The following is a 23,633-nucleotide window of genomic DNA, read 5'->3' on the forward strand; positions in this document are numbered from 1 at the left end:
ATGGACTTTAGCACAAAAGCCTTCGATTCGACCAAGGCGGGACAGGCCGACCTTGCCAACGCCAAAACGGAGTGTCTGGTGGTCGGCGTGTTCGAGCAGCAGCCGCTCGCGGGGCTTGCCAAGGCGCTCGACGTCGCGAGCAAGGGCCTGCTGGCACGCATGGTCAAGCGCGGCGAACTCAACGGCAAGCTCGGCAGCACGCTGATGCTGCACGAGGTTGCCGGATGGAGCCCGGCACGTGTGCTGTTCGTCGGACTGGGGCCCGAGGACAAGTTGACGCAAAAGGGTTTCAACGAAGCCACGCGCGCCGCCGTGCGCACGTTGCTCGCCTCGCGCGCCACCGACGCCATCTGGACGCTGGCGCAAGTCAAGATCGCCAAGCAGGACATCGCCTGGGCCGTGCGCGCCTCGGTGCTCGCGCTGCGCGAGGCCACCTACCGTTTCGTTCAGATGAAGAGCAAAGCCGAACCGGCCACCACCGTGCTGAGCAAGGTCTACTTCGCGGTTGCCCGGGAAGACGAGAAGGCCGCCAAACTGGCGGCCAAGCGCGGCACGGCCATCGCTAACGGCATGGCGCTCACCAAGGACCTCGGCAACCTGCCGGGCAATGTGTGCACCCCGACCTATCTGGCCGGCGAAGCGCAGAAGCTCGCGCGCGAATTCAAGCTCAAGTCCGAAATCCTCGGGCCGAAGCAGATCGAAGCGCTCAAGATGGGATCGTTCCTGTCGGTTTCGCGTGGCTCGCACCAACCGCCGCGGTTCATCGTCCTCAAGTATGAGGGCGGCGGTGCCAAGCAGGCACCGATCGTGCTGGTTGGCAAGGGTGTGACCTTCGACTCGGGCGGCATCTCGCTCAAGCCGGGCGAAGGCATGGACGAGATGAAGTACGACATGTGCGGTGCCGGCTCCGTGCTCGGGACGATCCGCGCGGTCGCCGAGATGGGCCTCAAGCTCAATGTCATCGCCATTGTGCCGGCTACGGAGAATATGCCGAACGGTCAGGCGACGAAGCCCGGGGACGTGGTCACCAGCATGTCCGGCCAGACCATCGAAGTGCTGAATACCGACGCCGAAGGCCGACTGATCCTGTGCGACGCGCTCACCTACGCGGAACGCTTCAAGCCGGCCGCCGTGATCGATGTGGCCACGCTGACCGGTGCCTGCATCATCGCGCTTGGCCATGTGAACTCGGGGCTGTTCTCGAAGAGCGACACCCTTGCCGATGAACTGCTCGCCGCAGGCCGCACGACGGGCGATACGGCGTGGCGTCTGCCAGTCGAAGAGGAGTATCAGGAGCAGCTCAAGTCGAATTTTGCCGACATGGCGAACATCGGCGGGCGTCCGGCGGGTAGCGTAACGGCGGCCTGCTTCCTGTCGCGCTTCACCGAGAAGTACGACTGGGCTCACCTCGACATCGCCGGTACGGCATGGAAGAGCGGTGCGGCCAAGGGGGCAACAGGCCGTCCGGTGCCGTTGCTCACGCAGTTCCTGATCGATCGCGAGGCCCGGTGACCCGCGTCGACTTTCACACGCATGTGGCGAACCGGCTGGAATACGCTTGCCGGTTCGCGCGCAAGGTCTATGGGGCCGGGCAGACGCTCGTGGTCGTCGGCGAACCCGACGTGCTGCGAGCATTCGATCAGGCGCTGTGGACGTTTTCGCCGCTGGAATTCGTGCCGCATTGCTTCACCCGCGACCCGCTCGCCCCGCAGACACCCGTAGTGCTGGCCGCCCCCGACGAGGAAGCCCAGCATCACCAGGTGCTGCTCAATCTGGCGGCCGGCGTGCCCACGCACTTCGCGCGTTTCGAACGGGTGGTCGAGATCGTGGGCGGCACGCCGGACGAATTGTCCGGCGCCCGGGAGCGCTATCGCTTCTACCGCGATCGCGGCTACACCCTGAACAACTACGACCAGAGAGGCTGACCGTGTCGAACGAGCCCGAGCGCACCGATCCCGGCATTCCCACGCTGACCGAAGTGCTCGCGCCCGGCGAGGCCGCAGCGCCGCAGCACGCAGCACCCACGGCTGCGGCGATCGAGCAGGGCGTGCCGGCCGACGTCGCGGTCTTCGCGGAACGTGTGAGCGCCCGGCTCACGCTGCAACTGGCCGATGAAATCACAACGATGGTGGAGCGCCGCTGTCACGACGCGTTGATCGACCAGACCGCGTGGCTGGTGCAACTGATCGGCAAACAGGTCGCCGACGCTTTGCAGGTACAACTGCCGGACCGTATCCGGCAAGCCGTCATCGAAGAGATCGCGAAGCAGGTCCGCTCGCAAGGGTAGGGCTTCGGAGATGCCGTGACGCGACGGTCACGGCCAACGCCCTCGAACTGACCGCTTAACGCGCCATGCCGAGTATCCAGCGGGCCAGACGGGCCGCCTCGTCCGGGGCGACCTGCGGGCTCGCGGGCATCGGAATGCTTCCCCATTTGCCGTGACTGCCGTCTGCAATGGAACGCGCGATCTCCTCGGCTGCACCGGTTTGCCCGGCGTAGCGCTTGGCGATAGCCCGATAGGACGGGGCGAGCAACGTGCGGTCGGTGGCATGACACGTCATGCAATTGCGCTCGCGGGCGAACTTCTCCATCGCGTGCGCGTCCGATGCGTCGGTGGCCTGCGCGCTCGTCTGCGCGAGCGCGGTGCCTGCCGCAATCATCAGCCAAGCCCCGAGCGTCGCACTGGCGGACTTGCCGGCAAATTCCTTCATTTGATACTCGTTTCCGGAGAGTGGTGGGGGGAAGTCTGGCAGCAATATAGCATTGGTCTGCCGGTCGCCTAAGCGTCGCTGCCAAAGCGAGACAGAACGACGCCAGCGAGCCAGTCGATAGCCCCGTCGCAAGCGCAAGTGACGCCGCCAGCAATTTCTTCGCGGCCTCGTGTGCCGTCACGAGGCCGCGAAGAAATCAGCCCGTCGCGCCGCCCTTGTTGGCCGGTTGCGCCAGCGCCGCGTACTTCGCCAGAACCCCTCGCGTGTATCGCGGTGCCGGTGCTTTCCACGCCGCGCGCCGCCGTGCGAGTTCATCGTCCGGCACATTCAGTTGCAGCAGCAGCTTGTGCGCGTCGATGGTGATCGAGTCGCCTTCGTGCACGAGGGCAATGGTGCCGCCGACGAATGCCTCCGGTGCGACGTGTCCGACCACCATGCCCCACGTTCCGCCCGAGAACCGGCCGTCGGTGACGAAACCGACCGTCTCGCCGAGCCCCTTGCCGATGATGGCCGAGGTCGGCGCGAGCATCTCCGGCATGCCCGGCCCCCCCTTCGGGCCGAGATAGCGCAGCACGAGAATGTCGCCCGCCCGGATCTTGTCGCCGAGAATCGCTTCCATCGCGCTTTGCTCGTCGTCGAACACGCGCGCCGGACCGGTGATTACCGGATGCTTCAGGCCGGTGATCTTCGCGACAGCGCCGTGCTCGGCCAGATTGCCCTTGAGGATGGCGAGATGGCCTTCCTTATAGAGTGCCTTGTCGATGGGGAAGATCACGTGTTGATCGGCGCGCGGCACCGACGGCACGTCCTTCAGTGCTTCGGCAAGGGTCTGGCCGGTGATCGTCAGGCAGTCGCCGTGCAGCAGACCGGCGTCGAGCAGGATCTTGAGCACTTGCGGAATGCCGCCGGCCTTGTGCAGATCCGTCGCCACATACTTGCCCGACGGCTTCAGATCGCAGATGACCGGCACGCGCGCACGAATGCGCTCGAAGTCCTCGATGCGCCACTCGACGTCGGCGGCGTGCGCGATGGCGAGATAGTGCAGCACGGCGTTGGTGGAGCCGCCCGTGGCCATGATGAGTGCCACGGCGTTCTCGATGGACTTGCGGGTGATGATGTCGCGCGGCTTGATGTCTTTCTTGACGGCTTCGATCAGCACCCGTGCCGATTCGGCGGCAGAGTCGACCTTTTCCTGATCGGGGTTGGCCATCGTCGACGAATACAGCAACGACATGCCCAGCGCTTCGAACGACGAACTCATCGTGTTGGCCGTGTACATGCCGCCGCAGGAGCCGGTCGACGGACAGGCGTTCTTCTCGATGCCCTTGAAATCGGCCTCGGTCATGCGACCGGCCGTGAATTCGCCCACGGCCTCGAACGACGAGACGATGGTGAGATCCTTGCCCTTCCAGTTGCCCGGCTTGATGGTGCCGCCGTAGACGTAGATGCCCGGTACGTTGATGCGCGCCAGCGCAATCATCCCGCCCGGCATGTTCTTGTCGCAGCCGCCGATCACGACCACGCCATCCATCCACTGCCCCTGCACGGCAGTTTCGATACAGTCGGCAATGACTTCGCGAGAGACGAGCGAGTACTTCATGCCCTCCGTGCCCATCGACATGCCGTCGGAAATGGTCGGGGTGCCGAAGGTCTGCGGATTGGCCTGATGGGTCTTGATGGCATCGACGGCGGCGTCGGTGAGGCGTTGCAGCCCCGCGTTGCACGGGGTGATCGTCGAGTGGCCATTGGCCACGCCGATCATCGGATTGTCGAAGTCTTCTTCCTTGTAGCCCAGCGCGTAGTACATCGAGCGGTTGGGCGAGCGCGCCACGCCTTGCGTGACATTTCGCGAACGACGGTTGAATGCCATGACGGTCTCCTGTGGGGATGTGCCACGCCACCGGCTACCGCAGCGTTGCGCACAACCGTTGTTGTATCACGCTGTCATGCTGGCGGCATGGCGAAAATCCGACCACGCCGCCGGGTGTCGTTACTGCGGCACCTTACGTCCCTTCATGGCGAAGCTTGCGCGGGAGCGGCCGGTCATTGCACTTTCCGAACCGCCGCTCCCTTGCGAACCCGTCGTTGCCGATCAACGGATCAGCCGCGCTTGCTCAGCTTCAACTGCGACAGGTCGCGCACGGCGCCGCGGTCGGCCGAGGTGGCCAATGCCGCATACGCCTGCAAGGCTTGCGAGACAACGCGCTGACGATCCACCGGCTGCCATGCCTTGTCGCCACGGGCCTCCATGGCGGCGCGGCGGCGGGCCAGTTCCTCATCCGGCACGGCCAGATGCATCTTGCGCTGGGTGATGTCGATCTCGATCACGTCGCCGTCTTCGACCAGACCGATGGTGCCGCCTTCGGCGGCTTCCGGCGAAGCGTGGCCAATCACCAGACCCGACGAGCCGCCCGAGAAGCGGCCGTCCGTGAACAGGGCGCAGGTCTTGCCCAGCCCCTTCGACTTCAGGTACGACGTCGGGTACAGCATTTCCTGCATGCCCGGGCCGCCCTTCGGGCCTTCGTAGCGAATCACGACCACGTCGCCCGGCTGAACCTTGTCGCCCAGAATGCCTTCGACGGCGTCGTCCTGGCTCTCGAACACGCGGGCACGGCCGGTGAAGACCCACTGCGACTCGTCCACGCCGGCCGTCTTCACGATGCAGCCCTTCTCGGCGAGGTTGCCGTACAGCACGGCCAGACCGCCATCCTTCGTATAGGCATGCGCCTTGTCGCGGATGCAACCGGTTTCGCGGTTCAGGTCGAGCGACGGGTAGGTCGACGACTGGCTGAACGCGATGGTCGTGGGCACGCCACCGGGGGCGGCGCTGTAGAACGTGTGCGCCCGATCCCCTGTCGTGCCTGCACCGCCCGCCACGTCCCACTTGGCGATGGCTTCGCCGAGCGTGCCGCTGTGCACGTTGCCGCACGAGGTGTCGAGCAGACCGCCGCGCGCGAGTTCGCCCAGAATGCCGATGATCCCGCCCGCGCGATGCACGTCTTCGATGTGGTACTTGTCGGTCGCCGGGGCGGCCTTGCACAGGCACGGCACCTTGCGCGAGATACGGTCGATGTCGGACATCGTGAAGTCGACACCGGCTTCCTGTGCGGCGGCGAGCAAGTGCAGCACCGTGTTGGTCGAGCCGCCCATGGCGACGTCGAGTGCCATGGCGTTTTCGAAGGCGGCCTTGGTGGCGACGTTACGCGGCAGGACCGAGTCGTCGTCTTCCTGATAGTAGCGGCGGCACAGATCGACCACGAGACGGCCGGCCTGTTCGAACAGCCCGCGGCGCCAGGCGTGCGTGGCGACGATGGTGCCGTTGCCCGGCAGAGCGAGACCGATGGCTTCGGTCAGGCAGTTCATCGAGTTGGCGGTGAACATGCCCGAGCACGAGCCGCACGTCGGGCACGCGCTGCGCTCGACTTCCGCGACCTCGGCATCGCTCACCTTCGGGTCGGCCGCCTTGATCATGGCGTCGATCAGGTCGATCTTGGTGATCACCTGAGTGTCGCCCGACTTGACCTTGCCCGCTTCCATCGGGCCGCCCGAGACGAACACGACCGGAATGTTCAGGCGCATCGCGGCCATGAGCATGCCCGGGGTGATCTTGTCGCAGTTGGAGATGCAGACCATGGCGTCGGCGCAGTGCGCATTGACCATGTATTCCACCGAGTCGGCGATCAGTTCGCGCGACGGCAGCGAGTACAGCATGCCGCCGTGGCCCATGGCGATACCGTCGTCGACGGCGATGGTGTTGAATTCCTTGGCCACGCCGCCGGCCGCCTCGATTTCCTTGGCCACGACGGCGCCCAGGTCGCGCAGGTGCACGTGACCCGGCACGAACTGCGTGAAGGAGTTCACCACGGCGATGATCGGCTTGCCGAAGTCGTCGTCTTTCATGCCGGTGGCACGCCACAGGGCGCGGGCACCGGCCATGTTGCGGCCGTGGGTAGAGGTGCGGGAACGGTATTGAGGCATGATCGTCTCTGAAACGCTGTACTTGTGGGATGAACGAAAACCGGGGCCGCCAGGCTTTATTTCGACTGAGTTCGAGCGTCTGCGGGCTAAGCCGCCCACGCCACGGGGCACACCGGTGTCGGCCGGATGTCAAGATTCGTCTTTCCTTGAATGCTTGTCAAATATATTATTTGACTCAGATTGAGTCGAAAAAAATATCATGGATCTCAGGCAATTCAGGTACTTCGTCGCGGTGGCCGAAGAGCGTCATTTCGGACGCGCCGCCCAGCGTCTGTCGATGACGCAGCCGCCGCTCTCGCAGCAGATTCGGGCACTGGAGGCGTCGCTGGGCGCGCCGCTGTTTGTGCGGACCAACCGGTCGGTAGAGCTGACGGCCGTCGGCCGGCAACTGCTGCCCGAGGTACGGCGCATTCTGGCCGACGCCGACGCGCTGCCCGCGCTTGCGCAAGGACTGGCGCACGGCGAGGTGGGAACACTGTCGCTGGGATTCGTCTCGACGGCGGACTACGGCATCCTGCCACCGCTGTTGCGCGAGTTCGGAGAGCGTTATCCGCGCGTGCGCCTGCAACTGCTCGAAGCGACGAGCGACGTGCAGGTCGAGGCGCTCATGGACGGCCGCATCGACGCGGGGCTCTTCATTCCGCCGGTGCCCGCGCGTTACGCCAACGAACTCTCCTATCTGCCCATCGTGCGCGAGCCGCTGATGCTGGCGCTCCCCGCCGCGCGCGACGACGTGGCTGCCGACGCGCCACAGGGCGAGCCGGTGAGTCTGGCCGACTTTGCCGACGAGCCGCTCGTCATCTTTCCGCGGCGCGTGGCACCGGCGTTCTACGACATCATCATGGGCTGCTATGCCGCGCTCGGCCTCACGCCGCGCGTGGGGCAGGAGGCGATTCAGATGCAGACCATCGTGAGCCTGGTGTCGGCGGGCATGGGCGTGGCGCTGGTGCCGCAGTCGCTGTGTCACCTGCGACGCACCGGCGTGACCTATCGCGCACTGCGCGAGACAAGCACGCTGATCGAGACGGGCTTGCTCTGGCGCACCGCAGAAGTCACGCCGGTGCTCGAAGGCTTTCTCGAGACGGCGCGAGGCGTGGCGCACACCCCGCCGGGGGCGACGCTGTCGAGTTGATCGTCCGAATGACGGCGCTCGCCTGCCTGCCGCGACGGGGTGCGCTCGTGGTATTGTGCTGCCCATCCCAAGGCGTGCCGGGCCAGGCGTCAATGAGAAGGCAACGAACTGGCGTGTCACGCGATGGCGGCAAGGTTTTTGCATGCGTAGCGCGTGCCGCCATTGCGCCGACGGAACTTTTGTTCACGAATCGATTCTTCTGATCCATGCTGATTCATCCTCAATTCGACCCGGTCGCGATTCATCTCGGCCCGCTCGCCATCCGCTGGTACGGCCTGATGTATCTGGTCGGCTTCATTCTGTTCCTGCTCGTAGGGCGGTTGCGCGTGCGTCAGCCCTTCATCGCCAAGCAAGGCTGGAAGGCGCAGGATCTCGACGACATGCTGTTCTACGGCGTGCTCGGCGTGATTCTCGGCGGACGTCTGGGCTATGTGATCTTCTACAAGCTGTCGTTCTACCTGGCGAATCCGCTCGATATCTTCAAGGTGTGGGAAGGCGGCATGTCGTTTCACGGCGGCTTCCTCGGCGTGCTCGTCGCCATGTGGCTGTTCACGCGCCGCCGCGGGCATTCGCTGCTCGAAGGCACCGACCTCATTGCGCCGATGATTCCGCTGGGGCTCGCTGCGGGCCGTCTGGGCAATTTCATCAACGGTGAGTTGTGGGGACGTGTGACGTCGCCCGATTCGCGCTTCGCGATGCTCTTCCCGCAAGCGGCGGCGGAAGATGCCCAATGGGTGATGACGCATCCGCAAGCCATGGCCGATCAGGCGATGGCGGCGGTGTTTGCCCAATTCCACGGGCTGCCGCGTTACCCGTCGCAGTTGTTCGAGGTGGCGCTGGAGGGCGTTGCGCTGTTCCTGCTGCTGTGGTTCTTCGCACGACGCGCGCGTCCGGCGGGCGCAGTGTCCGGCATGTTCCTCGTCGGTTATGGGGCGTTTCGCTTCCTCGCCGAATTCACGCGTGAGCCCGACGCATTCCTCGGCTTGCTCTCGTTCGGTCTGTCGATGGGCCAATGGCTCTCGCTGCCGATGGTGGTGGCAGGCGTGATCATGCTCGTGTGGTCGTATCGCCGCGGGCCGGTGGCGTCTCACGTCTGACGCACCGGCAGACGCTGCGCCGCAGCCCGTAACGCAAAGGGCCGCCGGAGACTCCTCCGGCGGCCCTTTTGTTTTGGGGCGGGTGTTCGCTCAGCTTGCCTTGCGTTCGAGCGCTCGCAACGACGCCATCAGATCGGCGAAGCGCTCGCCCTGCACCGTGACGTGACCGCGAAGGCGTTCCGACGCCGCGTCGGCGTCACCCGCCTCGATGGCGCGAAACACGGCGTCGTGCTCCGCGAGCGATTGGTGCGGCCGGTCGCGTACACGAAGTTGCAGACGGCGATAGACGCGCAACCGGTGGTGCAGTTGCAGCGCAGTTTCCTGCAGATAGGCGTTGTGACTGGCCTGATAGATCAGGGCATGGAAGCGCGCGTTGACTTCGTAGTACGTGTCGATGTCTCTCGCCTCGGCGGCCGCCCGGCTGGCTTCGTGCGTCTCGCGCAACGCCGCCAGTTCGTCTTCGGTGATGCGACGGGCGGCCAGCCGTGCGCACATCGACTCCAGTTCGGCCATGACCTCGAACATCTCGCATAGCCGCTGGGGATCGATTTGTGCCACCACCGCGCCCCGCCGGGGGCGTATGTCGATCACGCCCGACGACGCCAACTGAATCAATGCTTCGCGCAGGGGCGTGCGCGACACACCGAATGCGCTCGCCAGTTCGACCTCGTCGAGCCGCATGCCGGGCGGGTACTCGCCTACGGCAATCTTCTCTTCGATTGCCTGTCGCAGCGCTTCCGATCGCTTCGGTTTTACGGTCATGACGCTCTCGCTCGGTCGTGTGTCGACCCCGTCGAACGGGGCTGAAGGGGGGGGCCATCGCTGCCAAAGTACCGCGTGAACTCCCCGTTGAAGATCGGGGTAAACGCGAAAAATGTATTTTTACGGATCCATTTTGTATACACCGTAATGGATTGACTATACGATTTCAATCCGAGAGCGGCAACTCGCGCACTCGAAACACCTAAAACTAAAGCAGTCATCCGTACATGCAGTGCCGGCGAACCGGTGGTGCACCCGGGGCGCGTCTTCCCGCGCGGGCCGGGCGATGTCAGACACCGGGTTTCGCTGGTTCACCACTGACAGAAGTGACAGGAGACGCCATGGAGACAACCCTTTCCCCGCTGCGGCGGCAACTCATGCTGGGTGCCGCTTCGGCACTCGTGACCGGCGGTCTGGCCAGCCCTTGGGGCGGCGCATTCGCGCAGAGCGGTCCGCTCAAGATTTCCCATCAGTTTCCCGGCGGCACCCTCACCGAGGGCGATTTCCGCGACCGGCTGTGCCGCAAGTTCGCTCAGGAAGTCGAGAAGCGTACCAACGGTGCGCTCAAGTTTCAGGTCTATCCGGGCAGTTCGCTCATGAAGACCAATGCACAGTTCTCGGCGTTGCGCCGCGGGGCGCTCGACCTTTCGCTCTATCCGCTGCCCTATGCCGGCGGGGAAGTGCGCGAACTCAATATCGGATTGATGCCGGGACTCGTGACGTCTTACGCGCAGGGCACTGCCTGGCGCAACGGCGAAATCGGCAAGGTACTCACTGACGTGCTCGCCGAGAAGAACATCGTGATCGTGAGCTGGGTCTGGCAGGCGGGCGGTGTCGCGAGCCGCACCAAGCCGCTCGTCACCCCCGAAGATGCCAAGGGGCTCAAGGTGCGCGGCGGCAGCCGCGAAATGGACATGATGCTCAAGGAGGCCGGCGCGGCCGTGATCTCGCTGCCGTCGAACGAACTCTATGCCGCCATGCAGACAGGCGCGATGGATGCGGCGATGACGTCGTCGACGAGCCTGATGTCGTTCCGTCTGGAAGAGGTGTCGAAGCACCTGACGACGGGGCGCAACAAGTCGTACTGGTTCATGCTGGAGCCGCTGCTCATGTCCAAGCAGATCTTCGACAAGCTGCCCAAGGATCAGCAGCAGGTGATTCTGCAAGTGGGCGCGGAGCTGGAGGCGTTCGGCACCGAAGCCGCGAAGGCCGACGATGCGCAGATTGCCAGCGTCTACACCAAGGCCGGCGCGAAGGTGTACGACCTGGACGAAGCGACGGTGATGAAGTGGCGCGACATTGCCAAGCGCACCGCATGGAAGGACTACGCGAGCAAGTCGGACACCTGCGCGAAACTGCTCGCGCTTGCCGAGAAGGTGCCTGCATGAGCGGGGCCATCGTGAGCGCGGAGCCCGCGGTGGCGCGCACTCGCGTGTTGCGGCGGCTCGACGCCCTGTTGCAGGGCGTGAGCCGTCTGCTCATGATCGTGTGCATGCTGGCGCTGGTCGGCGCCGCACTGGTGCTCAGTTACAGCGTGTTCGCGCGGCACGTGCTCAAGCTCGCCACCGACTGGCAAGACGAAGCCGCCGTGTTCTTGCTGGTCGGCGCGACCTTCGTGTCTGCCGCGCACGTGCAGCACTTGCGCGGGCACATCGGCATCGAAGCCGTGACGACGTTGCTTTCGCCGCGTGTGAACCGGGTGCGGCGATGGCTCGTGGACATCGTCACGCTCGCGTTCTGCGGCTTCTTCGCCTGGAAGTCGTGGACGCTGTTCTGGGAAGCCTATGCCGAGGGTCAGACCAGCAGTTCGACGTGGGGCCCACCGCTGTCGATTCCCTACGGACTGATGGCGTTCGGCATGACGTTGCTGACCGTGCAACTGCTGCTGCAAGTGGCTATCGGCGCTTGCGAGATGGGGAACCCGCCGGGCCGCGACACACCGCCCGCATCGAACGCGTCGAATCGCCCGGGAGGACACGCATGAGCGAACTCGGCATCGGATTGCTCTATGGCGGCGCCACGCTCGTCGCCATGTTCTCGGGCATGCCCATCGCGTTCGCGCTTGGGGCAGTGGCAGTGGCGTTCATGTTCGGCTTCATGCCGGCGTCGTCGCTCGACACCATCACGCAAAACGTCTATGAGGAAATGGCCAGCATTACGCTGCTGTCGATCCCGCTGTTCATTCTGAAGGGCGCCGCCATCGGCAAGTCGCGCGCGGGGCAGGATCTGTATCTGGCGCTGCACGCCTGGATGCGACGGATTCCGGGAGGGCTCGGCATTGCGAATGTTTTCGCATGCGGGCTGTTCGCCGCGATGGCAGGGTCGAGTCCGGCAACGTGTTCCGCCATCGGCAGTGCCGGGATTCCGGAGATGCGCCAACGCGGTTATTCGCCGGGCTTCGCCGCCGGGATCATCGCGGCGGGCGGCACGCTGGGCATTTTGCTTCCGCCGTCGATCACGATGATTCTCTACGCGGTGGCGGCGGAGCAGTCGCTCGGGCGTCTGTTCCTCGCGGGGATCGTGCCCGCGCTGCTGCTGGTAGGGCTGTTCTCGTGCTACGCGGCCTGGCGCTATCGCAAGGAGTACGGGCGTGCGCAACTGGCGCTCGCACGCGATGGCACGCCGTCGCCGTTCCCGAGCGAGCCGCCCGCCACCCTGCGCGAGAAACTGGCGTTGCTGCCGCGCGTGCTGCCGTTCGTGACGCTGCTCATTGGCGTGATGGCGGCGCTCTACGGCGGGTATGCCACGCCGTCGGAGACGGCCGGTCTTGGCGGATTGCTGGCGCTTGCGCTCATCGCGGTGATCTACCGGATGTGGAAGCCGCGCCAGCTTGCCCCGATTCTCACCGGCACGTTGCGCGAGTCGACCATGCTCATGTTCATCATCGGCATGTCGCTGCTCTATTCCTACGTGATGAGCTATCTGCACATCAGCCAGTCGGCCGCGCAATGGATCGTGGGGCTGCATCTGTCGCGCTGGGTGCTGCTTGCCGCCATCTTGCTGATGGTCGTGGTGCTCGGCTTCTTTCTGCCGCCGGTCAGCATCATTCTGATGACGGCGCCGATCATTCTGCCGCCGCTCCGGGCCGCGGGCTTCGATCTGGTGTGGTTCGGCGTGGTCATGACGATTGTCATGGAACTGGGGTTGATTCATCCGCCGGTGGGTCTCAACATATTCGTCATCAAGAACACCGCGCCCGATATCGCACTGCGCGACATCGTGTGGGGTGTGATGCCGTTCGTGGTGTTGATGGTGGTGGCCGTCGTTCTCATCTGTCTGCTGCCCGGTTTGTCGCTGTGGCTGCCGGACCAACTGATGGGATGAGCACGGGCGGTGGCGTGCGGGCACCGATCGCCCGGCGATGTGTCGTACCTGTTTTGAAAGCAAGCCCTGAGAGAGAGGAAGCCATGAAGGATGCGCCGATCATGTCAGCCACGTCCGTTCCCATATCGCCGAGTTCGTCGGCCCCGGCGGCGGCCTCGCCAGGGGGGCGGAGCGCCCCCGAGAGTGTGGCCGACCTCAGCGCTCCGGTGCCGTCGTCGAAGCCGTCGCTGGGGGAGCGCCTCGGGCAGTGGTTCGGACGTGGCGCGGGCAAGACGGGGGGGGCGAAGGATGGCAAAGGCGACAAGGGGGATAAGGGTGATAAGGGAGACAAAGGGGACGGCAAGATAGCCCCGGCGAAATTGTCGCCCAGAGAAGAGGGGGCGCTGCGCCGGCAGTTGACGCAATGCCTGTCGGCGCGACAGACCGACTCCGCCGCCAACGAAGCCGCACGCGAGTTCATGACGCGCTACGGCGCGGCGTCGCCTGAAGAGCAGTTAGCGTTGCTCACCGTCGTTGCCGATATCTGTGCGAGCGACGGCAATGCGCTCGCCGACGCGGGCAAGGACGGCGACGGCGCCAGCGCCAAACGCGCCGCCGGCGGACTGGCGGGCGCACTGGGCAGCGCGCGCGTGCGGTTCCTCAAACGCTTCAACGCGTTGCCCGACGGTCTGCCGTTTCTGGTGCGCTGGCGCTCGGACATGCTGCACCATCGCGCAGCATTGCCGGGCCTCGCGGCCCTCGAAGAGGATCTCGGCAGCCTCTTCTCGACATGGTTCGACGTCGGCCTGCTGGAGTTGCATCCGATTACGTGGGATTCGCCGGCGTCGCTGCTCGAAAAACTCATGCGCTACGAGGCGGTACACGAGATTTCGTCGTGGGCCGACTTGCGCAACCGGCTCGACTCCGACCGGCGGTGTTACGCCTTTTTCCATCCGCGCATGCCGCGCGAACCGTTGATTTTCGTCGAAGTGGCCTTCGTCCCCGACATGGCAGCCGACGTGCATTCGCTGCTCGACGAGAAGGCCCCGCTGGAAGACTTGCGCCGTGTGCGCTGGGCCATCTTCTATTCGATTTCGAACACGCAGCCGGGGCTGCGCGGCGTGAGCTTCGGCAACTTCCTGCTCAAGCGCGTGATCGACGAACTGCAAGTCGATTTCCCGAAGCTGCGCAACTTCGCGACACTCTCGCCTATCCCCGGCTTCAACGACTGGCTCAAACAACTGTCGGCGCAGGCACTTGCCGAGGCGCTCGGTCCGAAGCGGGTGAAGTCGCTGACACAGGAAACGCCGCTGGCCTCAGGCGTCTCGGGGGTGCAGATGATGACCTGGCTGCAATCCTCGCCGGAGCGCAAGAGCGTGCAAGCGTTGCAGCGCAGTCTGGGGGAGGCGCTGGCCGCGCACTATCTGGCGCGCGAAACCGTGCGCGGACAGCCGCGCGATCCGGTGGCGCGGTTCCATTTGGGCAACGGTGCGCGTGTGGAGCGGATCAACTGGCATGCAGACCTTTCGAAGAAGGGCGCGAAGCAATCGTGCGGCATGATGGTCAATTACCTCTACGAGCCCGACGAACTCGACGCCAATCTGCAGCGCCTCATCGATGGCGAACCGGCACTCGGACGCGCGGTATCGCGCTTGCTCTGAGCGCCATAGGAATGCCGCGGCGGCCGCAAGCGCTCATCAACATCATGGAGACACGTGTGAGTGAAGTTCTGCGCGACGACAGTTCGCTTGACGAGGGATGGGTCACCCTGACGCTATCGAACCCCGCCAAGCTCAACGCCATTTCGGTGGCGATGTGGCGCGCGTTGCGCGCGCATTTGCAGGCGCTCGACGAGGACGCACGTGTGCGGGCCATCGTCATTCGCGGGGCGCAGGGCAACTTTGCGGCCGGTGCCGATATCGAGGAGTTTCCGGTTGAGCGCGGCAGTTACGATACGCTGCGTCGCTATCACGGCGAGGTGATCGGGCCGACGCTCGACGCATTGGCGCGATGCCGGCATCCGAGCGTGGCGCTGATTGAAGGGGTATGCGTGGGCGGCGGTCTGGAGATCGCCGCGCATTGCGACCTGCGTATTGCCGGGGAGGGCGCACGGTTCGGCGTGCCGATCAACAAGCTCGGTTTTCCGATGGCACCCGGCGAACTGCGCGGCGTGCTGGCGCTGGCGGGGCGCGCGGCCACGCTTGAGATCCTGCTCGAAGGGCGAGTCTTCGGTGCGGCGGAAGCCCGCGAGAAGGGGCTGCTCACGCGGGTGGTTGCCGACGAGGACGTCGAAGCAGCGGGCTACACTTGCGCCCGGCGCGTCGCCGCCGGTGCGCCGCTCGCGGCGCAACTGAACAAGTGGCTGATCGCTCGCCTGGCGCCGAGCTTGCCGCCGTTGTCAGAGGCCGAATGGCAGAAGGCCTTCTCCTATTGGGACTCGCACGATCACCGCGAAGGCGTAGCGGCATTCCTTGAGAAACGGCCGCCCGATTTCCGGGGACGCTGAGTGCCGGCGCACCCCCAGTATTTCCGATTTCACTGACGCAACGACGTATCCACTGTTTCGAATCCGGTTCTGTTTATGATGCAAGACGCCAACCTCTATCGACTTTTTTCCGAACGTTTTCCTGCCGACAAATCGGCGTGTGCCATCGAGACACCCGAAGGGCTCTACTACAGTTGGGACGACCTCGAGCACGCGAGCGCGCGGATGGCGAACCTGCTCGCGAGTCTCGATCTGTCGCCCGGCGCGCGTATCGCCGTGCAGGTCGAGAAGTCTCCCGAAGCGCTGCTGCTTTACCTCGCGACCCTGCGTGCAGGGTTCGTCTATCTGCCGCTCAACACGGCGTATCGCGACGCCGAGATCGCGTATTTCGTCGAAAACGCGGCGCCGGATGTCGTGGTGTGCAGCCCGGCGAATTTCGGTTGGGTCTCGAAGATTGCGTTCACCAATGGCGCGAAGCACGTCTACACGCTCGGGGACGATCGCACGGGCTCGCTGCTGGAGCGCGCGGCATGGTTCGGCGATACCTTCGAGACCGTGCCGCGCTCGCCCGACGATCTCGCTGCGATTCTCTACACGTCGGGCACCACGGGCCGCAGCAAGGGCGCCATGCTCTCGCACGGCAACCTCGCGAGCAACACACGCGTGCTGCACACGTTCTGGGGCTGGGGCGAGCGCGAAGGGGGCGACGTGCTGCTGCATGCGCTGCCGATTTTCCACGTGCACGGGTTGTTCGTCGCGAGTCACGCGGCGTTGTACTCGGGCAGCAAGATGATTTGGCTGGCGAAGTTCGATGCGCGTGAAGTGCTGCACCAACTGGCGCGCGCCACGGTGTTCATGGGCGTGCCCACGTATTACGTCCGGCTGCTGGCGGAGCCGGGACTCACTCGCGACGCGTGCCGCAACATGCGACTGTTCATCTCGGGCTCGGCGCCGTTATTGCGCGAGACGTTCGACGCTTTCCGCGAGCGCACGGGGCATACGATTCTGGAGCGCTACGGCATGTCGGAGACGGTCATGCTGGTCTCGAATCCGTATCACGGCGATGCGCCCAGCGTGCGTCGTGCCGGTACGGTCGGCGTGCCGCTGCCGGAGGTGACGGTTCGCGTGGCGGGCGATGACGGCCAACCGAGCGCGCAAGGCGAGATCGGCCATATTCAGGTCAAGGGGCCGAACGTGTTTGCCGGATACTGGCGCATGCCGGAGAAGACGGCGGAGGAGTTCACCAGCGACGGCTTCTTCAAGACGGGGGACGTGGGCAAGTTCGACGAGGACGGTTACGTGCACATCGTGGGCCGCTCGAAGGATCTCATCATCTCCGGCGGGTACAACGTCTATCCGAAGGAGATCGAGGGCTTCATCGACGAAATGGACGGCGTGGCCGAGTCGGCAGTCATCGGTGTGCCGCATCCGGACTTCGGAGAGGCGGTGGTGGCGGTGATCGTACCCCGCGACGGTGTGCCGGCACCCGACGAACGAACCGTCATCGACGCGCTCAAGCAGCGCATCGCGAACTTCAAGGTGCCCAAGCGCGTGCATGTCGTCACGGAATTGCCGCGTAACACGATGGGCAAGGTGCAGAAGAACCTGCTGCGCGATCGGTTCAAGTAGTCGCTTTGCGACACGTTGTCGCCGGCTTTGATGCGGCGATGTGCCGCGCCCGTGCCATCGTTGTCCCGAGCATGAAAAATGCCGCCCTTGCCGGGGCGGCATTTTCGTTGGTGCGCTAGCCGGGCTGCCGGGGTAGCGCCCGTTCGGCAGGCATGCCTTACTTCATCTGCACGGTGCCCGAGACCGTCACGGTCACTTGCGTCTTGCCGCCTTCGAATTGCATCGGCGGTGCGGCATCTGCGCTGGCGGCCATGGACATTGCCTTCATCGCGTAAGGGCGCGGCATCATCGGGGCATTCGAGCCGACCTGCACCTGACGGATCGTGTAGCCGCTGTAACCGAAGGCCTTCGTGTTGTTCTGCGCCTGATCGCGGAACGCCTGGATGGCCTGATTGGTCAGTTCGGCCTGGGTCTTCTCCTGCGCTTCACGCGAGAGCGAGAACGACACGCCGTCCATCTGCATCTGATTCGAGATCTGGCTCGCGAGACGCGACGCTGCGCCGAAATCCTTCGACGTCATCTGCAACTCGGTGCGGCCGCGCCATGCCGTGATCTTGCCGTCGCGATTGGTGGTCGGGTAGAGGGAGACGTTGCCGGTCTGCACCTGCACGCCGTTCTGCCCCTTGGCGATGGACATCGCGCTGTTCGCCTTTTGCGTCAGGTTGCGCGACACCGTGGCGGCGTCCGGGCCCTGCTCCTGAGCCGACATCGTGATGTGAACAGTGTCCTGTTCGACTTCCTTCGTGGCATGCGCTTCGAGACCCAACACGCCTGAGACCTGACGGTTGAGTTCGTCACCCGACTGGGCGTAGGCCGCATTGGCGGCAGTGGCAATCAAAAGAGCTGCAGCGAGAGATTTGCGCATAGTGTTGTCCTTTTTCGAATGTTGGTTCGCATCTGAACGGCAAACGCTTGACAGACCGCCGGTACCGCCTTCGTGACATAACCCTGCTGCGAATGAAAAGGCAAGTGGGCGCGTACTATGCGTATGCCGGCAACGTTATACAGACGCTATCGCCCCAATTTTGGTTCCCAGATTCCCTTCGGCATCCTTCACGCCTTAAGTAAGTGCTTGCTGATGAACTTCCAGTGTTCGGGGGAGACAGGGGTGATCGAGAGGCGGTTGCCGCGTGCGAGCACAAGCATGCCATCCAGTTCGGGCGTCTGGCGCAGTTCGGTCAGCGGGACTAGCCGCGTCTTGCGATCGAGTTTGACGTCGACAAGCAACCAGCGGGGAGATTCCGGCTTCGACTTGGGATCGAAATATGGACTCTTCGGGTCAAACTGCGTGGGATCGGGGTAGGGCGTCGAGGCAACCGTGGCGAGTCCCGCGATACCGGGCACGGCGCAGCTCGAGTGATAGAAGAGTACCCCGTCGCCCACGCGCATGTTGTCGCGCATGAAGTTGCGCGCCTGATAGTTGCGCACACCGGTCCACGCAAGGGTCTGATGTTCGGCGCTGGCGAGATCGTCGATGCTCGCCTCTTCGGGTTCTGACTTCATTAACCAGTAGCGTTGCGTCATGGCGTTTCGGAGTTCAAGTGGATGCAACAGTGACAAACGTCGCTCAAACTCGCCCGAAGACGGTGCATTTGTAATCGATTGTTTGCCGCGCTGCGATATTTGGCCAAATCCTATACTATGCCTTGGTGACCTTCGTGTGACGTTTCACGTGACGCATGGGCCCATGACGTGGGTGCTGCGAGTTGCAGTGCACAACGCGTTCGTCAGTCTGCCCATTCGGCCCGGTCGCACGTACGGGCTTGAGCGAAACATGTTCGATTCCCTATGCCGATAGGAGAGTGTGTCATGGCAGCAGAGCCGTCTGTCCGAACCAATGCGTTCATCTTCTATTCTCTCGCCACGGTCTCGTTCATCGAGACCAGCGTCCCCGAATTCGTCTCCACCCTCAATCAGATGTATGGCGACGACGATGAGATGAGAACGTGGCTGCGCGATACCTGGCTGCCCGAAGAGGTCGAACACGGGCGTCTCGCCAAGGACTATATCGCACGTGTCTGGCCCGAGTTCGACTGGGCGAACGCTTACGATGCGTTTCTGGCCCGTTACAAGCCGCGTTGCGAGGTGCAGTACATGCGGCCTTCGCTGGCGCTGGAGGCGCTGTCACGATGCGTCACGGAGACGCAGACGGCGATGATCTATCGCTGCCTGGAATCCTATATGCCTGTCGACGAACTCAAGCAGATGATGCACAAGCTGAGCAACGAAGAGGTCGGCCACTATCGCTATTTCCGCAAGACATTCGATAGGTATAACGCTGTCGAGCAGCATGGCGTCATCAGCCGGTTGCGCACCATGGTGGCGCGCAGCGAGCTGGTGCGCGACGAGGACATTGCGTTCGCGTTCGAGCCGCTCAATCACTTCTGGCGCTCGCCGCCGCCGTTCGAGCCGATGACCTGGGATGCGTTTCTGGCAATGTCGGGCGACGTGATGAAGCAGTACATGCCAGTGGAGGCGGCCGCGCGCATGATGTTCAAGCCGCTCGAGACCGGGTCGTGGTGGCGTGACCGTCCGGTCAAGGCGCTGCTGTCCTTTATGGTGAAGCGTCAGTACCCGCAGTTGGGCAGCGAGGCCTGACGGCGGCGCACTTGATCATCGCCGGGCGCCACCGGTTCGCTTGTGCAACGGACGAAAAAAACCCCGCCGAGGCGGGGTTTTTCGTAGTCGGCGAACCGTATTACTTGTTCGTGCCGACGACTTCGACTTCCACGCGACGATCCGGTGCCAGGCACTTGATCAGCTGACCGCGGTTCTTCTGGTTGCAACCAGTCGTAACCGGGTTACGCTTGCCCTTGCCTTCGGTGTACACGCGGTTGGCTTCGACGCCCTTGCTGACCAGGTAGGCCTTCACAGCTTGAGCACGACGCAGCGACAGACGGTCGTTGTACTTGTCCGAACCGATGCGGTCGGTGTAGCCCGTGGCAACCACGACTTCGAGGTTCAGTGCTTGAACCTTGCCAGCCAGGTCGTCGAGCTTAGCCTTGCCTTCCGGCTTCAGGACGGCCTTGTCGAAATCGAACAGAGCGTCGGCCTGATAGGTCACCTTTTGCGAGACCGGAGCCACCGGAGCCACCGGAGCCGGTGCCGGAGCTGCAGCCTGAGCGATGATCGAGCCATCGCACTTGGCATTGGCCGTGGCCGGGGTCCAGTAGGCATCGCGCCAGCAGAGTTCGTCCGAGCCGTTCTTCCAAACCCACTCGCCGCTGCCGTTCACCCAGTTGTCGTTGACTGCTTGCTTCGAGGCCGCGATCGGACCCGGAGCGGTCTGGACGTAATTTTGGGCCATAGCCGAAGCAGCCATCACTGCGGTAGCTGCAACGATCGCGAGCTTAGCGAATTTATTCATATTTCTCCTCTCGAAATGAGATTACCGCAGGTTTACTGCGAGCCTAGACGACGGAACCAAAGTCTTACATCGCTCGAAGTATAACATCGGCAAGTGCGCGAAAGCATGGCCCATGCACTTCGAATAATGTCTAACTTATGCCACGGCATTTTGCCATAGCGCTTCAGCCGGCCGCGAGCAAAACCCCAAGTTTGCTGCCTGTCGTGGCGCAGTTGTGGTTTGAGCGCAACACCTTTTGAGGGCCCTCGCCAACCGTTTCATTTCTGATCGTTGTCTGACATTTTGGCATGCCAGACATGTCTTGTGCATTGCATCACGCTCGTTTCGGATGCCTATGACGGGCATGTTAGAATCTCAGGATCATATCGCCGGCAGCCGCCTATCGCGATTAGGGTTTGATAGACACGAATAATGGATCAGTTCGCCAAAGAAACTCTCCCGATTTCGCTCGAAGAAGAAATGCGGCGGTCGTATCTCGATTACGCCATGAGCGTGATCGTCGGCCGCGCCTTGCCGGACGTGCGTGACGGCCTGAAGCCTGTTCACCGCCGTGCACTGTTCGCCATGCACGAGCTGAACAACGACTGGAACCGGGCGTACAAGAAATCGGCACGTATCGTCGGTGACGTCATCGGTAAATACCACCCGCACGGCGACGCCTCTGTATACGACACGATCGTTCGTATGGCCCAGCCGTTTTCGCTGCGCTATATGTTGGTCGACGGCCAAGGCAACTTCGGGTCGGTCGACGGCGACAACGCCGCTGCAATGCGATACACCGAAGTGCGCATGGCCAAGATCGGTCATGAGTTGCTTGCGGACATTGACAAGGAAACCGTCGACTTCGGTCCGAACTACGACGGCAGCGAGAAAGAGCCGCTCATCCTGCCGGCCCGTATCCCGAACCTGCTGCTCAACGGTTCGTCGGGTATTGCGGTTGGCATGGCCACGAACATTCCGCCGCATAATCTGAACGAAGTCGTCGACGCCTGTCTGCACGTGCTTCAGAACCCGGATGCCACCGTCGACGAACTCATCGAGATCATCCCGGCACCGGACTTCCCGACTGCGGGCATCATCTACGGCATCTCCGGTGTGCGCGAAGGCTATCGCACCGGCCGTGGCCGTGTGGTGATGCGAGCAAAGACTCACTTCGAGGATATCGATCGCGGTCAACGTGTGGCGATCATCGTCGATGAGTTGCCGTATCAGGTAAATAAGCGCTCACTACTCGAGCGGATTGCCGAACTGGTCAACGAGAAGCGTCTCGAAGGGATTTCCGACATTCGCGACGAGTCCGACAAGAGCGGCATGCGCGTGGTAATCGAACTCAAGCGCGGCGAGGTGCCCGAGGTTGTTCTCAACAATCTCTATAAGCACACACAACTGCAAGACACGTTCGGCATGAACATGGTGGCGCTGGTCGACGGCCAGCCCAAGTTGTTGAACCTGCGCGAAATGCTGGTGCATTTCCTTGCGCATCGTCGCGAAGTGATTACTCGCCGCACGGTCTATGAACTGCGTCGTGCCCGTGAGCGTGGCCATGTGCTCGAAGGTCTGGCGGTAGCGCTCGCTAACATCGACGACTTCATCGCGATCATCAAGGCGGCGCCGACGCCGCCGATCGCGAAGGCCGCGTTGATGGAGAAGGCGTGGGATTCGTCGGTGGTGCGCGACATGCTGTCGCGTGCGGAGACCGAGTCTCAGGGGGGGCGCGAAGCCTTCCGCCCGGAAGGTCTCGACCCGGCGGTGGGCATGCAGGCAGACGGTATGTACCGTCTGTCGGAGACGCAGGCGCAGGAAATTCTGCAGATGCGTCTGCAACGCCTGACCGGTCTGGAGCAGGACAAGATCGTTTCCGAGTACAAGGAAGTGATGTTGCAGATCGCCGACTTGCTCGACATTCTGGCGCGTCCGGCACGTGTGACGGCCATCATCAGCGAAGAGCTGACGGCTGTGCGCGCCGAGTTCGGCGACGCCCGCCGCTCGACCATTGAACACAACGCCACCGAACTCGATACGGAAGACCTGATCACCCCGCAGGATATGGTGGTGACGTTGTCGCACTCGGGTTACATCAAATCGATGCCGTTGTCCGAGTACCGCGCGCAGAAGCGCGGCGGACGCGGCAAGCAGGCGGCAGCCACGAAGGACGACGACTGGATCGACACGCTGTTCATCGCGAATACGCATGACACGATCCTTTGCTTCTCGAACCGCGGCCGTGTGTACTGGATCAAGGTTTATGAAGTGCCGCAGGGTTCGCGGAACTCGCGCGGGCGCCCGATCGTCAATATGTTCCCGTTGCAGGACGGTGAGAAGATCAACGTCGTGCTGCCGGTCAAGGAGTACACGGAAGATCGCTTCGTGTTCATGGCAACGAGCTTGGGCACGGTCAAGAAAACACCGCTCGCGGCCTTCAGCCGTCCGCTCAAGAAAGGCATCATCGCCGTGAACCTGGACGACGGCGACGTGCTGATCGGCGCGGCCATCACCGACGGTGCGCACGACGTCATGTTGTTCTCGGACAGCGGCAAGGCCGTGCGCTTCGACGAAAACGACGTGCGTCCGATGGGGCGTGAGGCGCGCGGTGTTCGCGGCATGCAACTCGAAGACGGTCAAACGGTCATCGCGCTGCTGGTCGCAGAAAACGAGCAGCAGTCGGTGCTGACAGCGACCGAAAACGGCTACGGCAAGCGCACTTCGATCACCGAATATACGCGCCATGGCCGTGGCACTAAGGGTATGATTGCGATCCAGACGAGCGAGCGCAACGGCCGGGTGGTCGCGGCGACGCTGGTTGAGCCGGATGACGAGATCATGCTGATCACCACTGGCGGGGTGCTGATCCGTACGCGCGTGTCGGAAATTCGCGAAATGGGCCGGGCCACGCAGGGGGTGACGCTGATCAGCCTGGATGAAGGCACGACGCTCTCAGGCCTGCAACGCATCGTTGAGTCCGACGCCGAGGTTGCCGAGAATGGCGAAGCACAGGGCGACGACGAGGCGCCGGAAGCGGATGTCACGGAGTAATACTGACGTAACTCGATGTAATCTACGGGTGCATTGCCCCGAAAAGTCAGTAGAATCTGGCCCGATGCAGTGAAGTGCCCAGGCGAGGATGCATCTATTTATCGTCGTCGAAAGCCGACGAACTTTGGAGTGACTA

The 23,633-nt window shown here is 63.4% G+C and carries 20 protein-coding genes; 13 read left to right on the forward strand and 7 right to left on the reverse strand.

Translation table 11 applies throughout. The features are described from left to right. Genes PCO31110_RS24880 through PCO31110_RS25835 form a run of 3 tightly spaced genes read left to right on the forward strand, consistent with a single transcriptional unit; the run spans window position 1 to window position 2,287 of the window. Entirely contained in the window at window positions 1–1,512 is a 1,512-nt protein-coding gene (locus PCO31110_RS24880) for a leucyl aminopeptidase (protein ID WP_010804369.1), read from the forward strand. Further along, on the forward strand, window positions 1,509–1,925 hold the full coding sequence (locus tag PCO31110_RS24885) for a DNA polymerase III subunit chi (protein ID WP_150586950.1): 417 nt from the start codon (window positions 1,509–1,511) through the stop codon (window positions 1,923–1,925). The genes PCO31110_RS24880 and PCO31110_RS24885 overlap by 4 nt, the downstream gene beginning before the upstream one ends. A 2-nt stretch (window positions 1,926–1,927) precedes the next feature. Beyond that, window positions 1,928–2,287, forward strand: a complete 360-nt coding sequence (locus tag PCO31110_RS25835; protein WP_174979773.1) for a DUF2486 family protein — start codon at window positions 1,928–1,930, stop codon at window positions 2,285–2,287. A 55-nt stretch (window positions 2,288–2,342) separates the two neighbouring features. Here PCO31110_RS25835 and PCO31110_RS24895 read toward each other — a convergent pair whose 3' ends face one another. The 3 genes from PCO31110_RS24895 to ilvD (PCO31110_RS24905) all read right to left on the reverse strand — a co-directional run bounded on the left by PCO31110_RS24895 (window position 2,343) and on the right by ilvD (PCO31110_RS24905) (window position 6,689). Beyond that, window positions 2,343–2,711 carry a c-type cytochrome gene (locus PCO31110_RS24895; RefSeq protein ID WP_010804366.1) on the reverse strand — a complete coding sequence of 123 codons (369 nt, stop codon included), beginning with the start codon at window positions 2,709–2,711 and terminating at the stop codon, window positions 2,343–2,345. A gap of 196 nt (window positions 2,712–2,907) precedes the next feature. Continuing rightward, window positions 2,908–4,581 carry a dihydroxy-acid dehydratase gene (ilvD, locus tag PCO31110_RS24900; RefSeq protein WP_150691696.1) on the reverse strand — a complete coding sequence of 558 codons (1,674 nt, stop codon included), beginning with the start codon at window positions 4,579–4,581 and terminating at the stop codon, window positions 2,908–2,910. A 230-nt stretch (window positions 4,582–4,811) separates the two neighbouring features. Next, a complete protein-coding gene (ilvD, locus tag PCO31110_RS24905) occupies window positions 4,812–6,689 on the reverse strand; it encodes a dihydroxy-acid dehydratase (RefSeq protein WP_150691697.1) in 1,878 nt (625 codons plus the stop codon). A 199-nt stretch (window positions 6,690–6,888) separates the two neighbouring features. Here ilvD (PCO31110_RS24905) and PCO31110_RS24910 point away from each other — a divergent pair, with 199 nt between their 5' ends. Together PCO31110_RS24910 and lgt are read left to right on the forward strand one after the other, a co-directional pair. Continuing rightward, on the forward strand, window positions 6,889–7,821 hold the full coding sequence (locus tag PCO31110_RS24910; protein ID WP_010804363.1) for a LysR family transcriptional regulator: 933 nt from the start codon (window positions 6,889–6,891) through the stop codon (window positions 7,819–7,821). Window positions 7,822–8,027: 206 nt separating this feature from the next. Beyond that, complete coding sequence (gene lgt / locus PCO31110_RS24915) at window positions 8,028–8,918, forward strand: prolipoprotein diacylglyceryl transferase (RefSeq protein ID WP_150586945.1); 891 nt, start codon at window positions 8,028–8,030, stop codon at window positions 8,916–8,918. A gap of 90 nt (window positions 8,919–9,008) precedes the next feature. On the opposite strand, the gene PCO31110_RS24920 is transcribed toward lgt, so the two are convergent. After that, complete coding sequence (locus tag PCO31110_RS24920) at window positions 9,009–9,680, reverse strand: GntR family transcriptional regulator (protein WP_150691698.1); 672 nt, start codon at window positions 9,678–9,680, stop codon at window positions 9,009–9,011. A 341-nt stretch (window positions 9,681–10,021) separates the two neighbouring features. Here PCO31110_RS24920 and dctP point away from each other — a divergent pair, with 341 nt between their 5' ends. The 6 genes from dctP (at window position 10,022) to PCO31110_RS24950 (ending at window position 17,097) form a co-directional block, all read left to right on the forward strand. Continuing rightward, entirely contained in the window at window positions 10,022–11,068 is a 1,047-nt protein-coding gene (dctP, locus tag PCO31110_RS24925; protein ID WP_010804360.1) for a TRAP transporter substrate-binding protein DctP, read from the forward strand. Further along, window positions 11,065–11,664 (forward strand): TRAP transporter small permease, encoded by a 600-nt coding sequence (locus tag PCO31110_RS24930; RefSeq protein ID WP_010804359.1) that lies wholly within the window; start codon window positions 11,065–11,067, stop codon window positions 11,662–11,664. Before dctP ends, PCO31110_RS24930 begins: the two co-directional genes overlap by 4 nt. Next, the gene (locus tag PCO31110_RS24935; protein WP_010804358.1) at window positions 11,661–13,004 is read left to right on the forward strand and encodes a TRAP transporter large permease; all 1,344 of its coding nucleotides are present in this window, start codon (window positions 11,661–11,663) and stop codon (window positions 13,002–13,004) included. The genes PCO31110_RS24930 and PCO31110_RS24935 overlap by 4 nt, the downstream gene beginning before the upstream one ends. Window positions 13,005–13,105: 101 nt before the next feature. Then, complete coding sequence (locus PCO31110_RS24940; RefSeq protein ID WP_150691699.1) at window positions 13,106–14,644, forward strand: malonyl-CoA decarboxylase domain-containing protein; 1,539 nt, start codon at window positions 13,106–13,108, stop codon at window positions 14,642–14,644. Window positions 14,645–14,688: 44 nt separating this feature from the next. Continuing rightward, the gene (locus PCO31110_RS24945) at window positions 14,689–15,489 is read left to right on the forward strand and encodes an enoyl-CoA hydratase/isomerase family protein (RefSeq protein WP_150691718.1); all 801 of its coding nucleotides are present in this window, start codon (window positions 14,689–14,691) and stop codon (window positions 15,487–15,489) included. 75 nt (window positions 15,490–15,564) lie between these two features. Then, a complete protein-coding gene (locus tag PCO31110_RS24950) occupies window positions 15,565–17,097 on the forward strand; it encodes a malonate--CoA ligase (protein WP_150691700.1) in 1,533 nt (510 codons plus the stop codon). Between the two features lie 157 nt (window positions 17,098–17,254). Here the strand turns inward: PCO31110_RS24950 and PCO31110_RS24955 are convergent, their stop codons facing one another. Beyond that, on the reverse strand, window positions 17,255–17,962 hold the full coding sequence (locus tag PCO31110_RS24955) for an SIMPL domain-containing protein (RefSeq protein ID WP_150691701.1): 708 nt from the start codon (window positions 17,960–17,962) through the stop codon (window positions 17,255–17,257). A 188-nt stretch (window positions 17,963–18,150) separates the two neighbouring features. Further along, entirely contained in the window at window positions 18,151–18,621 is a 471-nt protein-coding gene (locus PCO31110_RS24960; RefSeq protein WP_010804353.1) for an EVE domain-containing protein, read from the reverse strand. 285 nt (window positions 18,622–18,906) lie between these two features. Between PCO31110_RS24960 and PCO31110_RS24965 the strand changes: the two genes are divergently transcribed. Further along, entirely contained in the window at window positions 18,907–19,695 is a 789-nt protein-coding gene (locus PCO31110_RS24965; protein ID WP_010804352.1) for a hypothetical protein, read from the forward strand. A gap of 100 nt (window positions 19,696–19,795) precedes the next feature. On the opposite strand, the gene ompA is transcribed toward PCO31110_RS24965, so the two are convergent. Further along, a complete protein-coding gene (ompA, locus tag PCO31110_RS24970) occupies window positions 19,796–20,464 on the reverse strand; it encodes an outer membrane protein OmpA (RefSeq protein ID WP_010804351.1) in 669 nt (222 codons plus the stop codon). Between the two features lie 411 nt (window positions 20,465–20,875). Between ompA and gyrA the strand changes: the two genes are divergently transcribed. Next, entirely contained in the window at window positions 20,876–23,497 is a 2,622-nt protein-coding gene (gyrA, locus tag PCO31110_RS24975) for a DNA gyrase subunit A (protein ID WP_010804350.1), read from the forward strand. Window positions 23,498–23,633: the final 136 nt, after the last annotated feature.

It is taken from the genome of Pandoraea communis (genome assembly GCF_902459745.1).
GTDB lineage: Bacteria > Pseudomonadota > Gammaproteobacteria > Burkholderiales > Burkholderiaceae > Pandoraea > Pandoraea communis.